Annotated in this window: 14 protein-coding genes, 1 tRNA gene and 1 pseudogene; 11 read left to right on the forward strand and 5 right to left on the reverse strand. The window is 36.2% G+C overall.

What is annotated here, in order from left to right:
• The 8 genes and pseudogenes from ACJMLO_RS04385 to ACJMLO_RS04420 form a co-directional block, all read left to right on the forward strand.
• Positions 1 to 375, forward strand: a pseudogene (locus ACJMLO_RS04385) (V-type ATP synthase subunit I); the annotation flags it as partial.
• Positions 376 to 438: 63 nt separating this feature from the next.
• Positions 439 to 930 carry a V-type ATP synthase subunit K gene (locus ACJMLO_RS04390; protein WP_405294290.1) on the forward strand — a complete coding sequence of 164 codons (492 nt, stop codon included), beginning with the start codon at positions 439 to 441 and terminating at the stop codon, positions 928 to 930.
• A gap of 12 nt (positions 931 to 942) precedes the next feature.
• Positions 943 to 1,560 carry a V-type ATP synthase subunit E gene (locus ACJMLO_RS04395; protein ID WP_405294292.1) on the forward strand — a complete coding sequence of 206 codons (618 nt, stop codon included), beginning with the start codon at positions 943 to 945 and terminating at the stop codon, positions 1,558 to 1,560.
• Positions 1,561 to 1,575: 15 nt separating this feature from the next.
• Complete coding sequence (locus ACJMLO_RS04400; RefSeq protein WP_405294294.1) at positions 1,576 to 2,730, forward strand: V-type ATP synthase subunit C; 1,155 nt, start codon at positions 1,576 to 1,578, stop codon at positions 2,728 to 2,730.
• Positions 2,727 to 3,044 (forward strand): V-type ATP synthase subunit F, encoded by a 318-nt coding sequence (locus ACJMLO_RS04405; protein ID WP_405294296.1) that lies wholly within the window; start codon positions 2,727 to 2,729, stop codon positions 3,042 to 3,044. Before ACJMLO_RS04400 ends, ACJMLO_RS04405 begins: the two co-directional genes overlap by 4 nt.
• Positions 3,041 to 4,783, forward strand: a complete 1,743-nt coding sequence (locus ACJMLO_RS04410; RefSeq protein WP_405294298.1) for an ATP synthase subunit A — start codon at positions 3,041 to 3,043, stop codon at positions 4,781 to 4,783. The genes ACJMLO_RS04405 and ACJMLO_RS04410 overlap by 4 nt, the downstream gene beginning before the upstream one ends.
• A gap of 2 nt (positions 4,784 to 4,785) precedes the next feature.
• Complete coding sequence (locus ACJMLO_RS04415) at positions 4,786 to 6,177, forward strand: V-type ATP synthase subunit B (RefSeq protein ID WP_405294300.1); 1,392 nt, start codon at positions 4,786 to 4,788, stop codon at positions 6,175 to 6,177.
• Between the two features lie 27 nt (positions 6,178 to 6,204).
• Positions 6,205 to 6,891, forward strand: coding sequence for a V-type ATP synthase subunit D (locus ACJMLO_RS04420; RefSeq protein ID WP_405294302.1), 687 nt, complete (start codon positions 6,205 to 6,207; stop codon positions 6,889 to 6,891).
• 258 nt (positions 6,892 to 7,149) lie between these two features.
• On the opposite strand, the gene ACJMLO_RS04425 is transcribed toward ACJMLO_RS04420, so the two are convergent.
• The 5 genes from ACJMLO_RS04425 to dnaG form a co-directional block, all read right to left on the reverse strand.
• Positions 7,150 to 8,334, reverse strand: coding sequence for an ATP-grasp domain-containing protein (locus ACJMLO_RS04425; RefSeq protein ID WP_405294304.1), 1,185 nt, complete (start codon positions 8,332 to 8,334; stop codon positions 7,150 to 7,152).
• 26 nt (positions 8,335 to 8,360) lie between these two features.
• Positions 8,361 to 8,432 (reverse strand) — tRNA-Gln (locus ACJMLO_RS04430).
• Between the two features lie 56 nt (positions 8,433 to 8,488).
• Positions 8,489 to 8,887 (reverse strand): DUF1284 domain-containing protein, encoded by a 399-nt coding sequence (locus tag ACJMLO_RS04435; RefSeq protein WP_405294306.1) that lies wholly within the window; start codon positions 8,885 to 8,887, stop codon positions 8,489 to 8,491.
• Positions 8,888 to 8,928: 41 nt separating this feature from the next.
• A complete protein-coding gene (locus tag ACJMLO_RS04440; protein ID WP_405294352.1) occupies positions 8,929 to 9,531 on the reverse strand; it encodes a biotin transporter BioY in 603 nt (200 codons plus the stop codon).
• A gap of 51 nt (positions 9,532 to 9,582) precedes the next feature.
• Positions 9,583 to 10,830 (reverse strand): DNA primase DnaG, encoded by a 1,248-nt coding sequence (gene dnaG / locus ACJMLO_RS04445; RefSeq protein ID WP_405294308.1) that lies wholly within the window; start codon positions 10,828 to 10,830, stop codon positions 9,583 to 9,585.
• A gap of 428 nt (positions 10,831 to 11,258) precedes the next feature.
• Between dnaG and ACJMLO_RS04450 the strand changes: the two genes are divergently transcribed.
• The 3 genes from ACJMLO_RS04450 to ACJMLO_RS04460 all read left to right on the forward strand — a co-directional run bounded on the left by ACJMLO_RS04450 (position 11,259) and on the right by ACJMLO_RS04460 (position 13,371).
• The gene (locus tag ACJMLO_RS04450; protein ID WP_405294310.1) at positions 11,259 to 11,996 is read left to right on the forward strand and encodes an RraA family protein; all 738 of its coding nucleotides are present in this window, start codon (positions 11,259 to 11,261) and stop codon (positions 11,994 to 11,996) included.
• A gap of 110 nt (positions 11,997 to 12,106) precedes the next feature.
• Complete coding sequence (locus tag ACJMLO_RS04455) at positions 12,107 to 12,394, forward strand: Gar1/Naf1 family protein (RefSeq protein WP_405294354.1); 288 nt, start codon at positions 12,107 to 12,109, stop codon at positions 12,392 to 12,394.
• A gap of 23 nt (positions 12,395 to 12,417) precedes the next feature.
• On the forward strand, positions 12,418 to 13,371 hold the full coding sequence (locus tag ACJMLO_RS04460; RefSeq protein WP_405294356.1) for a transcription initiation factor IIB: 954 nt from the start codon (positions 12,418 to 12,420) through the stop codon (positions 13,369 to 13,371).
• Positions 13,372 to 13,427 lie beyond the last annotated feature (56 nt).

Here is a 13,427-nt window from a genome sequence, read left to right on the forward strand (position 1 = left end):
TTAATAATCGCAACTATTGGAATGTTGATTTGGGCTAACGGTGCATATGGTGTAATGGATATTTTCGGTTACATGGGAGATATTTTATCTTACGCTCGTCTTTTAGCATTGTGTTTAGCTACCGGCGGTATTGCTATGACAGTTAACATCTTAACTGGTTTAGTAAACGATATGATTCCTTTCGTAGGTATTATTATTGGTGTCATAGTATTTATCGGAGGTCACATAGCAAACTTCGCTTTCCAGGTATTAGGTGCATTTGTTAACGCTTTACGTCTTAACTATGTAGAGTTCTTCTCACAATTCTTTATGGAAGGTAAAGATAAATTTGAAGCTTTCAAAGCAAGAAGAACATTTACAAAAATTAAAAATTAAAAATTTTTCATTTATATCTTAAATTAAATTTAAAAAATCAATTATTTCAAAGGTGAATTAAATATGGTAGAAATTGCTTTAGGTACTGCTTTAGCAGCTATTGGTGCTGGAGTAGCAATTGGTTTTGCCGGATTAGGTTCCGGTTTAGGTCAAGGTATGGCAGCTGCTGGTTCTGTAGGTGCAGTTGCAGAAGACAATGACATGTTTGCAAGAGGTATTATTTTCTCTGCATTGCCGGAAACTCAGGCTATTTACGGTTTCTTGGTTGCAATCTTATTATTAGTATTCTCAGGATTATTAGGTGGAGGAAACGGATTACCTACTGAAGCAGGTATTGTAGCTATCGGTGTAGGTGCATCCATCGGATTTGCTGGTTTAGGTTCCGGTATGGGACAAGGTATGGCAGCAGCATCCTCTGTCGGCGCTATCGTAGAAGACAATGATATGTTTGCTCGTGGTATTATTTTCTCTGCATTGCCAGAGACACAAGCTATTTACGGTTTCTTGATTGCTATTTTACTTATGGTATTCGGTGGAATCTTAGGTGCAGCTTAGGGGGCAATTTATATGAGCTCAGGCACAAGTAAAATTGTTGAAAGCATTATGTCTGAAGCCCAAGAGAAAGCTGATGTAATCATTCAAGATGCAAATACTGAAGTTTCAGCGATTCAAGCAAAAGCTGAAAAAACAGCCGAACTTGAAAAAACAAAAATTTTAGAAAACGGTAAAAAACAATCTGATATGAGATATCAGCAAATTATCTCTGAAGCTAAGATGAATGCTCGTAGAGCAGAATTAGGCGCTAAAGAAGAAGTAATCGAAGCTGCTTTCAATCAAGCTATTGGAGAATTAAAAGTGAAAGCTTCTTCTGGTGACGATGAATATGAAGATTCATTAGGTAAAATGATTAAGGAAGCTGCGGATGAAATCGGCAGTGATGATTTAATCTTACAATTGAATGAAGCCGATACTAAGAAATTTAAAGATGACTTATCTTCACAGGGTTCAGACTCTTTTGAAATTGATGGCATTAAATTTACATTAGGTGAACCTATTGAAACAATTGGTGGTGCTGTTTTAAAAACCACTAATGGGGATATTGAAGTAAATAACACAATTGAAGCTAGATTAGAAAGATATAAAAGTATCTTACGTAGTGAAGTTGCTGAAATATTATTTAAATAATTAGGAGGATAAATTATGGCAGATGGAATTGCTACCTTAATAAGTTCTGTAGGACTTACACAAGAGACATTTCTTGTATTCTGTGTAATCGCAATACTTGTTGTAGGTGCAGTAGTTGTAATCATTACATCCAGACCAATTTTGGACATTTATCCTTATCTTAATCCAAGTTCAAGAGTAAGAGCTAGAAAAGGAAGATTATTTGATGAAAAACAAATTTCTGAACTCGTTGAAACCAACGATGTTGAAGAAGTTGAAAATTATCTCAAAGGTGTTCCTGAATACGCTGACGTTTTAGATGAGTACCCACTTGATAAGGCATTAGACGTTGAACGTGCTAACACTTACGATTTTGTTGCAAGATTAGCTCCTAAAGATATTAAAGACCCATTTGTCGTAATGTCTAAAAAAGCAGACATCGACAACATCAAAAGTCTTTTAACCGCTAAGGAAGTTGGTCTTTCATCTGATGAGACAAGAGAATTGTTAATTCCTTGTGGATCATTATACGACGAATTGGAATCATTAGCTGACGTTGATAACGTAACTGATGTTGTAACAAGTTTGGACAATACCGAATATGCGGAAGCTTTAGAAGATGCTCTTCCACAATATGAAGATACTAATATGGTTCTTCCATTAGAATCTGCTTTAGATAAATATTATTTAGGCAAGTTATTACGTTCCACTGATGTTCCTTCCGATGAAAATAAACAGATTTTATACTCATATGTTGGAACTCAAGTTGATGTAGCTAATCTAAAACTAATTATAAGGGCTAAGGAAGATGGTCTTGACTATGATGCAATCTCCCCTTATATATTAGAAGAAGGATACCAATTACGTGATTGGAAACTTAAAGATTTAATGGAATCTCCAGATGTTACAAACGTTATATCTGGTTTAGAAGGAACAAAATATGCTGATGCATTGACTGATGTGATGCCGGTATACAATGAAACCGGTTCAGTTGCTGTATTTGAAAAAGCATTGGATGTTTACACTTCCGAATATTCAAAATCTTTAGCTGTTAAAAAACCATTAGGTATTGGTCCAATTATTGGTTATTTAAGTCAAAAAGAAAGTGAAATTAAAAATTTAAAAATTATTGCAAGAGCTAAAAGAGAAGCAGACTTCCCAAATTCTAAAATCATGGAGATGTTAATATGAGTTCAGTAGCAATCATAGGAGATATTGACACTGTTTCAGGATTTAGATTAGGTGGTGTCAAAAAGGCGGAAGTTGTCAACACTTCCGAAGAAGCTATTGCAGCTTTTGATAAATTTTTAGATGAAGAGATTTCAATTATTATCATTACTCAATTATTGGCTAATGAAATGAGAAATCATATTGATAGAAAAATTGGTTCAAATGTATTGCCAATGATAATTGAAATACCTGATAAGGATGGGTCCTCAGAAGGATCATCTGATCAAATAAATGAGCTTATTAAAAGAGTTATCGGGGTAGAGATGGTTAAATGATTATCGAAGGAAAAATTATTAAGATTGCTGGGCCTGTTATTATCGCAGATGGTATGAGAGGGGCTCAGATGCTTGAGATGGTAAGGGTAGGTGACGAAAAGCTTATCGGGGAAATCATCGAGCTTGAGGGTGACACCGCAACTATCCAAGTATATGAAGAAACAGCCGGTATACAGCCGGGTGAAGTAGTTGAATGTACTGGTGGAGCATTGTCAGTAGAACTTGGTCCTGGTGTAATGAGTTCTATTTTCGACGGAATTCAAAGACCTTTAAGAATCATCAGAGAGGAATCTGGTGACTTTATTGCAAGGGGAATTGATGTAGATTCAGTCAACAAAGAGAAAAAATGGGCATTCAAACCAGTAGCAAAAGTTGGAGACAAATTAAAAGCTGGAGATGTTCTTGGTGAAGTACAGGAAACCACTGCAGTTTTACACAGAATCATGGTTCCTCCAACATTAGAAGGTGAAGTAACTGAAATCGCAGCTGAAGGCGAATACACAGTACTTGACGACATCGCTGAAGTTGGTGGCCAAAAAGTTCAAATGCTCCAAAAATGGCCGGTAAAAAGAAGCCGTCCATATGTAAGAAAATTAGATCCAGATATACCATTAGTAACTGGTCAAAGAGCACAAGACACTTTCTTCTCAGTAGCTAAAGGTGGGGCAGCAGCTATTCCAGGTCCATTCGGATCAGGTAAAACTGTTACACAACAGCAATTAGCTAAATGGGCAGACGCAGACATCGTTGTATATATTGGATGTGGAGAACGTGGTAACGAAATGACAGAAGTACTTACCGAATTCCCATTCCTTGACGACCCAAAAACCGGTAACCCATTGATGGACAGAACTGTTCTTATTGCTAACACTTCAAACATGCCGGTAGCAGCTAGGGAAGCATGTGTATATACTGGAATCACTATTGCTGAATACTACCGTGACCAAGGTTACGATGTAGCGCTCATGGCAGACTCAACCTCAAGATGGGCTGAAGCTATGAGGGAGATTTCAGGAAGATTAGAAGAAATGCCTGGGGAAGAAGGTTATCCAGCATACTTAGCATCCAGATTAGCTCAATTCTACGAAAGAGCTGGAAGGGTAGAAACTATAGGAACCGAACCTAAAGTGGCTTCCATTTCCGTAGTCGGTGCAGTATCACCTCCTGGTGGGGACTTATCCGAACCTGTTACACAAAACACATTACGTATCTGTAAAGTGTTCTGGGCATTAGACGCATCTCTTGCAGATAAACGTCACTTCCCTTCAATCGACTGGCTGCAAAGTTATTCATTATATGTTGACAGTATTGAAGGCTGGTGGGCTGAAAATGTAGCAGCAGACTGGAGAGCAACTCGTGACCAAGCTATGAGTCTTTTACAAAAAGAATCAGAGTTACAAGAAATTGTACAATTAGTAGGTCCTGACGCATTGCCTGAAACTGACCAAGCTACTTTAGAAACTACCCGTATGTTAAGAGAAGATTTCTTACAACAAAACGCATTTGATGATGTAGATACATACTGTGCACCTGAAAAACAATATAAAATGTTAAAAACCATTTTATTATTCTACAAAGAATCTCTTGCAGCTGTTAACAGAGGCGCTCCAATTGCAAATATTGTAGCATTACCTGTTAAAGAAGAAATCGGTAAAATGAAATACATACCACAAGATGAATTTGATGCAAAAATTGAAGAAATTCAATCCGCAATTACTAAACAATGCAGTGAGGCTTAAAAATGAATACAAATATTAAAACAAGAGAATATACTACTGTATCTGAAGTCTCAGGTCCTTTGATGGTTGTTGAAGGAGTAGAAGGCGTTGGTTACAATGAAATTGTAGATATTGAAACACCAACTGGTGAAAAAAGAAGTGGACAAGTTCTTGAAGTAACTAAAGATGTTGCTGTTATCCAAGTATTCGAAGGTACAAATGATTTAAACACTAAAGATACCAAAACCAGATTCACTGGTCAAACCGCAAAAATCGGTGTATCCAGAGACATGATGGGACGTATCTTTAACGGTATCGGTAAACCTATTGATGGCGGACCAGAAATCATCCCTGATGAAGAATTAGATATTAACGGGGCTCCTATGAACCCTGCTTCTCGTGAATTCCCAGAAGAATTTATTCAAACTGGTATCTCTACCATTGACGGAATGAACACATTAGTAAGAGGTCAAAAACTTCCTATTTTCTCAGGATCTGGTTTACCTCACAACGATTTGGCCGTACAAATTGCAAGACAAGCTAAAGTATTAGGTGCAGACGATGAGTTTGCAGTAATTTTCGCAGCTATGGGTATTACAAACGAAGAAGCAAACTTCTTTATGAGAGATTTCGAACGTACTGGAGCTTTAGAAAAATTAACAGTATTCATGAACTTAGCAGACGACCCTGCTATTGAAAGAATCTTGACTCCAAAAATGGCATTGACCACTGCTGAATATTATGCATTCACCTTAGGCATGCAGGTATTGGTTATCTTAACAGATATGACCAACTACTGTGAAGCTTTAAGGGAAATTTCCGCAGCAAGGGAAGAAGTGCCTGGAAGAAGAGGTTACCCTGGTTACATGTACACTGACCTTGCAGGTATCTATGAAAGGGCAGGACGTATTGACGGTAAAGAAGGTTCAATTACTCAAATGCCAATTTTGGTTATGCCTCAAGACGATATTACTCACCCAATTCCTGACTTAACCGGTTATATTACCGAAGGACAAATCGTATTGAGTAGGGAAATCTCAAGGAAAGGTATTTATCCTCCTGTAGATGTACTTCCTTCACTTTCTCGTTTGATGAGTGGGGGTATCGGTGGAGACAAAACTCGTGATGACCACAGTGGTGTATCTGACCAACTTTATTCTGCATATGCAGAAGGTCGTGAATTAAGAGACCTCGTTGCGGTTGTAGGGGAAGAAGCACTTACTGAAAGGGATCAAAAATTCTTAGAGTTTGCTCAAGCATTCGAAGATCAATTCATTACTCAAAGTAAAGATGAAGACAGAACAATCTTCGAAACTCTCGATCTTGGTTGGAGTTTACTTAAAATCTTACCTAAAGCAGAGCTCAAAAGGGTTAAAGAAGAATTTATTGAACAATACCTTCCAAAAGATGACTAATCTCATTACAGTAATGTAGGTGATTAAATGGCACAAGATATTATAGATGGAATTAATCCAACTCGTATGGAATTGTTATCTCTTAAAAATAGGACTAAACTAGCTGTAAAAGGACATGGTTTACTTAAAGAAAAAAGGGATGCATTGATTAAAGAGTTTTTTGATATCTTGGATCGTGTCAAAGGTATTCGTGAAAATGCAGAATTAAGTCTCAAAGAAGCAAATGATGCTTTGGTTGAAGCTCAAATTGCTATGGGAGATTTAGCTGTTAAAAAGGCAGCTTTATCAGTTAAAGAATCTATTGATGTTGAAATCACATCAAGAAGTGTTATGGGCGTTGCAGTACCAGTAACCAATGTTAAGATGGAAGAAAGGTCCATTATCGACAGAGGTTACGGATTCTCTGACACTACCATACAATTGGACGAAGCTGCTAAGAAATTCGAGGAATCTCTTAAGTATTTGATTGAACTTGGTGAAGTGGAAAAGACCATTTTCTTACTTGCTGAGGAAATTGAAGCTACTAAACGTAGGGTAAATGCTTTAGAACATATTATGATTCCAAGATTCCAAAATACTGAAAAGTATATTGATATGAGACTCCAAGAAATGGAAAGGGAAAACTTCGTTAGATTGAAAATGATTAGATCAACAATTGAGAAAAATGAGAAAGCGGCTGCTGCAGCTGAAGCAGCTCAAAATGCAGAAGCTTAAATTTTTCTTAATTTTTTTCATTTTCTTCTATTTTTTATTATTTTTTTTATTTAAAGTTCATTAATGTTTTAATTTTTAAAAAAATATATTAAATTAAATTACTGTAAAATTATATTATTACTGAAAAGGTTATAAAAATGAAAAGAAATCCAATTGACCAATTTATGAAGGACCCGGACAATAAGGCCAAAGTATTTGTCTGGATGACTCGTGGAATGATTATAACTACTTTTATGATAACAATTGGTGTAATATTGTTTATTCTTCATCTAGTTGGCTTATTTTAGATGCTTCATTAACAATTTTACTTGTTGATTCTACTTTTTTGCACAATTTTTCAAAATCGCTGGATTTTTCTATTATTGTAAGTAAAGGTTCGCCTTTCTCGGTGATGGAACCTTCATGGGGCATGTCATAGATATTGTCTAAATCAAGAGGGGAATACTTCATCCTTACAGGAGAGTAAATGATTTTTTTGTAGGTGTAGCATTTCGCTTTTGGAATGTCTATTATCTCGCCAAGGCATGCTTTGATATGTGCTTCGAGCATATTGATTCCAAACGTTTTTTCCACGCATTCGAATGTGCCCTGAAGTCTCGGATTAATTTCAATCACATGCAGTCCTTTTTCATTAAGGATGTAATCCACACCATTCGATCCTATCAGGCCGAAATTTTCAATTAAACTTTCACTTGTTTTGGCCATTTTGCATATAATGTTGTCAATATCATCAACTTCAGCCATAATGGATTTTTCTGTTAACGGGAGGATATTTCCAATATATATGAACTTGTCCTCTGCTCCAAAGTCGTTCATTGTAAGCAGTCTTGAATTTGCAATGCATTTTGCATCGTCTTTAGTCGATAGTACTGATGAACTTAAGTTGATGCCTTTTACGTATTCCTGCATGATGAATTCATTGCCATTAAAATCAATTTCACCATCATTATCTAATAGGTTTATGTCATACCCTCCACTTCCTTGAAGGGGTTTTAAAATAAATTGACTGTTGGGATAATTTCCATCTATTTCAAATGCTTCATCTATATCACTCACACGAAAAGTCATTGGAGTTAAGAATTTTTCCTTGATTTTTTTGTAGAATCTGAATTTGTCTTCAACATTTCCGACATCCCTGTTTCCAAGTATCTTTTTTCGATCATCTTTTTTGAAGTCGCTTGGAGAGATGCCTGAAATGGGAATGATATAATCAACTTCATCAAGATAATCCTGGGAAATTTCCAGGAGTGCTCCTGGGCTGAATTCATCTTCAAAGATTCCGCAGCTTTGGTTTTCATTTTCCCTTAAAATAATCCTTTGATTTTTTGTCTTGGGCATATCGGGAGTTGAAAAATAGCTGGCTGAATAAACCTCATAATCAAGCTTCAATGCACTGTTAAGCATACTTCTTGTATCAATTCCAATAAGTAATAGCTTTTTCATAAAAAATCAGTAAAAAAAGTTTTTAGTAGTCCCGAGCGGAGTCGAACCGCCGTCTCCGGGTCCAAAGCCTAGAAGGATTACCACTACCCTACGGGACTATATGCGTTGTACTGTATACAACATTTAATATATATTTATTATGTAGTATTTAAACCTATCGGTAATTTATTAAATTTTGGTAAAATAGGCATTTTTCGTGCCATAAACAATTAAAGCAGATTTCAGATACGCTTTCTTTTGTTTTGAATATCTCATCAATTTTTTCAAACAGTTCAACCGAATCATATTCCCTTGAGGAGTCAAGCTTTTTGAGCACTTCCCTATCCATTGAAACGATTCTGTCGTTTTGTGTTGTGTTTTCACATAATCCGTTCTTTAGGTTCGGGCAGGATGTGCAGATGTCATCCGGTGAATCTGTAAGTGATATGGTGGTTTTTGAAAGCTTTCTCATATTGTTGACTTCAGTCATGTTTTTTACAAAGTTTTCATCATAGCCATATCCTTGAAAACCTTTAAGGCACAATAGGTGATGTCCTCTTATGTGAAGTTTCATTTAAATCAAAAAATAAAAAAAGAAAGGTTGTAAAAACCTTTTTAGTCCTTTGGTAAAAATACTTTGGAGAGTGCTGCTGCACCCAATATTTTTAGGATGTCTCCTGCAATAAATGGGACGAGACCCATCATTAAAAGATCAATAATTCCAATAGGGGTGCCCTGCATGCCTAAAAACAGTGCAAGGCCTGCTAAACCTGGAATGTAAATTAATGCGAAATTAGCAATTCCAATGGTTATAGCCATCTTTTTGAAATTACGTGCACTAGCATATCTTTCGGTTATGTATCCTATGAAGTAGGATGCAATAACAAATCCTATAAAGAATCCTACGGTTGAACCTAGGAATACTTCAATTCCTCCGGTCATACCTCCAAACCAAGGAATAAATGCAATACCTAAGACGATATATAAAATTTGGCTTAAGCATCCATATTTTTTACCTAAGAATAAACCAGAACATAATACTGCAAAGGTCTGTGCAGTTATAGGAACTGGAGTCCATGGAAGCGGAATAATGATCTGTGCCATTATACCGGTTATGCATGCCATCATCAATGACATGAGTAGTTTAGTGGCGGTACTAGAGTCCTGTATTCTTTCGAATACATTTTTTCTAGTATCATAGTAACTATCTATATTTATATTCATTTTTTACCTCCAATTCGATATTATAAGTTATTATTATGATTTATTTTAGTTTATAGTTATCAGTTTCACGTCATGTGGTTTTTTAACTATATTCATGGATTTAAAGGCAACTAATTTCTTAATTCCTTTTTCGGATGCAACATCGACAAGTCTCTGTGAGATTACGCCGTCAAAGATGACTGTATCTGCAGTGCCTTCAATATTTTTGATTTCTTCATAAATATTTTCAACTTCGACCTCTTTTGTCATGTTCAATGCTTCATCTAGAATAGCTCCGCATCCGGTACCTTCAAATTCCTTTAGCATGTCTTTCATTAGGCTGACTTCATCATCCTCAATTTCAGGTTTCGGCTCTTTTACTGGTTGATGTTTTTCGTTGCGGTTATATCTGTGATGTTTCTTGTGATGTCTGTTATTGTTGTCCTTCTTATTGTTGTTATTGTTGGAGTCATTTAAAATGTTGGTTGTAGCCAAAAACTGTGCTGTAGGAACTTTGTCCCTAAGTGCAACCAATACTTCGTCCTTTTCCAGATCTTCAACTTCTTTTCCTTTTGGAGCACGGGTAATGTAGTCCACATCTCCAATTTGAAGGAGTTCTTTCAAGATAAGTTCTCCGCCTCTGTCACCATCGACAAATGCTGTGGTGGTTCTTTTTTTACTTAACTCACCAATGGAACGTGGCACACTCACTCCTTCAACGGCAACAGTATTTTTAATGCCGTATTTAAGCAAGTTCAAAACATCGCTACGTCCTTCCACAACAATAATCGCATCGGATGTGTGGATGCTTGGACCAGCAGGAAGACGATCTTCGCCGTATTCAGAGATTTCATGAACTCTCATGGCTTCCCTTACTTCTTCAATCATTCTCATACTGGTTGGGCCAACGCTTTCAACCATGTTTTTGTAGATTTCTTTTGCACGGTTAACGACTTGTTCCCTTTTGACAGCCCTTACATCTTCAACTTTTGTTGTGTGGATTTCTGCTTCACATGGACCTACTCTGTTGATGGTCTCCAATGATGCAGCGAGAATGGCGGTTTCAACTCTGTCTAAACTGGAGGGAATTACAATTTCTCCTTTTGCCCTTCCGCTGTTTGAATGGATGTTAACTTGAATCCTTCCTATTCTTCCAGTTCTTTGGAGTTCTCTTAAATCTAAATCGTTACTAAGTAAACCTTCAGTTTGCCCAAAGACAGCACCGACAACGTCCGGCTTTTCAACAATACCGTTGGCTGTAATTTGAGCATGGATTAAATATTTTGTTGTTGTTAATTCTTCACCTTTTCCCATATTTAAGCCTCCTAAGCTTATTAATCGGGATAATTTATGTAATAACTAAAAATTGAAATTATTTTTAGGTGAAATTTGCATAAATTACACGATAATATGGTCTTTTTGACCTTATATACACTAAAAAGAGTCGATACATTTTGAGAGTTTTACTATTAAGATTTTCCTATTTTTAGAATATACTTGTGTTATATATTTTTAATAAGTTTCTTAACCTTTGATTTTGCTTAATAATAAATTTTCTCCCTTTTTTGATTAAATTAATAATAATTATAATAATGTAATAATGTATGTAAACTCTATGAGCATATAATAATTTAAGTATATGTTTCAATACTTCAATTATTATTTTAGTTATAACTAATATATAAAATCTATGAAATGTATTTAAAGGTTGTTAAATAATATTAATATACGAGTGGTGAAGTATGTCAGTAAGTCCAAAAAATTTAATAAATAAGAATAAAAATTTAAACAAGCGTTTAGATATTAATAAAATTAATTTAGATAATGTTTCAATTGATGATTTAAGCTATAACGGTAAAAATTATGGGAAATACATTAATCTGATGTCTTTGCTTGAGAATGTTTCAGCATGTCAGGTCTCTGATGCATATAATGCTGTTTCCAGAAGATCAGGAACAATTCAATCAATCAAGCCAATCAATAACCAAAAGGTCTTTGGACCTATTTTCACTGCCGAAACCGCAAGTGATGATTGGGGAACATCAGCATTGGCCATCGATGAGGCAAATCCGGGGGATATACTCTTTTTCAAAGTTGACTCTGAAGATATGGCCATATGGGGTGAACTGGCATCTACCTGTGCACGTGACAACGGAATTAAGGCAACCGTCATTTACGGTTCAGCACGTGACCTTGATGCTCTTTTACACATGAATTATCCGATTTTTGCATCTAATTTCTGTCCAAATGCAGGTTCAGCTTTGGGATTAGGTAGTTTGAACGAAAGCATTGAAATTGAAGGCCAAACAATCAATCCTGGTGATTTTTTCATTGGAGATGAAAGTGGCATTGTTGTGATTCCTAAGGAACTGTTTGCAAAAACCATGGCTGCCACCCTTGAGGTAAAGGTAAAGGAATCAAAAATCATCAAAGAGATTGAAAATGGCAGAACCCTCGGTGAGATTGTCGGACTCAAATAGAAAAACATTTAAATAGATATTAATATTTATATATAAATATATCGATAACTTTATATATTAGTTATTTATAATTATTTAAATGATACAGATTTGATTTTAAGTTGGATTTTATGAAATTTTTAGGAAACAGTTTGCATATAGCAAACTCTGGAAAATTAATAGCAAGGTCTAATAAGACACCTTCGCCGGGAGGCATTGTTTTTGACAGTAATAAGAACAAAATAGGTAAGGTCAGTTATGTCTTTGGACCTACTAAAGAACCATATGTTTCTATTCGTCTCTTTAAATCAGCAAACCGAGATGAAATAGAAAATCATTGTGGTGAAAAACTGTTTGTATCAAAACCAAAATCCAAAAAACCTAGAAAAAGGAGGATGAAACCACGACACAAGAAGTAAAAGAAGCTCCTCAAAATGAACGCATAAGATCTGTTGAGGCTAGAAGACAAAGAGATGTTTATGACGATTCCAAACAAACAATATGTCCGGAATGTGGTTCAGAAGAATTGATCGGTGACTACGAAAGAGCAGAGGTTGTATGTGCCCGTTGCGGTTTGGTCATTGATGAAAACCTTGTAGATATGGGTCCTGAATGGAGGGCATTTGACCACGAACAGAGGGACAAACGTACAAGAGTTGGAGCTCCAATTACCTACACTATTCACGATAAAGGTCTCAGTACAATGATTGACTGGAGAAACAAAGATATCTACGGTCGTGATATTCCTGCAAGAAACAGAGCTCAATGGTACAGATTAAGGAAATGGCAAAGAAAAATCAGAATTTCCGGAGCTACTGAAAGGAATTTGGCATTCGCTTTAAGTGAACTTGACCGTGACTCTTCAAGACTTGGGCTTCCAAGAAGCGTAAGGGAAGCTGCAAGCGTTGTTTACAGAAGTGCTGTAGACAACAAACTAATCAGAGGAAGAAGTATTGAAGGGGTTGTGGCCGCTTCACTTTATGCCGCATGCAGACGTTGTAATGTGCCTCGTACCTTAGATGAGATTGCTGAAGTTTCTCGCGTAACCAAAAAAGAGGTTGGAAGAACATACAGGTTCCTGACCCGTGAACTGAACATTAAGTTACCGCCAACTTCTCCTGTAGATTATGTGCCAAGATTCGCTTCAGAACTTGGTCTTTCAGGCGAAGCACAATCCAAGGCTATTGAAATTATCGAAAAGGCAATGGATAAAGGATTGACTTCAGGAAGAGGACCTACTGGTGTAGCTGCAGCCGCATTATATATTGCATCCGTTTTGCTTGGTGAGAGAAAAACACAAAGGGATGTTGCAGACATTGCGGGAGTTACCGAAGTAACAATCCGTAACAGGTACAAGGAATTAACAGAACAATTGGAAATGGGTGTAACATTATAGTTGAGCCCAGATTAATGAAGTCTAATAGCTTTATTAATCAAACTTTTTTTTATTTT

Source organism: Methanobrevibacter sp. (assembly GCF_045120835.1).
GTDB lineage: Archaea > Methanobacteriota > Methanobacteria > Methanobacteriales > Methanobacteriaceae > Methanocatella.

What these genes read in the sequence shown, in the direction of transcription:
- ACJMLO_RS04390 (WP_405294290.1), top strand. Translation starts at nt 439, where the DNA reads ATGGTAGAAATTGCTTTAGGTACTGCTTTAGCAGCTATTGGTGCTGGA.
- ACJMLO_RS04395 (WP_405294292.1), top strand. Translation starts at nt 943, where the DNA reads ATGAGCTCAGGCACAAGTAAAATTGTTGAAAGCATTATGTCTGAAGCC.
- ACJMLO_RS04400 (WP_405294294.1), top strand. Translation starts at nt 1,576, where the DNA reads ATGGCAGATGGAATTGCTACCTTAATAAGTTCTGTAGGACTTACACAA.
- ACJMLO_RS04405 (WP_405294296.1), top strand. Translation starts at nt 2,727, where the DNA reads ATGAGTTCAGTAGCAATCATAGGAGATATTGACACTGTTTCAGGATTT.
- ACJMLO_RS04410 (WP_405294298.1), top strand. Translation starts at nt 3,041, where the DNA reads ATGATTATCGAAGGAAAAATTATTAAGATTGCTGGGCCTGTTATTATC.
- ACJMLO_RS04415 (WP_405294300.1), top strand. Translation starts at nt 4,786, where the DNA reads ATGAATACAAATATTAAAACAAGAGAATATACTACTGTATCTGAAGTC.
- ACJMLO_RS04420 (WP_405294302.1), top strand. Translation starts at nt 6,205, where the DNA reads ATGGCACAAGATATTATAGATGGAATTAATCCAACTCGTATGGAATTG.
- ACJMLO_RS04425 (WP_405294304.1), bottom strand. Translation starts at nt 8,334, where the DNA reads ATGAAAAAGCTATTACTTATTGGAATTGATACAAGAAGTATGCTTAAC.
- ACJMLO_RS04435 (WP_405294306.1), bottom strand. Translation starts at nt 8,887, where the DNA reads ATGAAACTTCACATAAGAGGACATCACCTATTGTGCCTTAAAGGTTTT.
- dnaG (WP_405294308.1), bottom strand. Translation starts at nt 10,830, where the DNA reads ATGGGAAAAGGTGAAGAATTAACAACAACAAAATATTTAATCCATGCT.
- ACJMLO_RS04450 (WP_405294310.1), top strand. Translation starts at nt 11,259, where the DNA reads ATGTCAGTAAGTCCAAAAAATTTAATAAATAAGAATAAAAATTTAAAC.
- ACJMLO_RS04455 (WP_405294354.1), top strand. Translation starts at nt 12,107, where the DNA reads ATGAAATTTTTAGGAAACAGTTTGCATATAGCAAACTCTGGAAAATTA.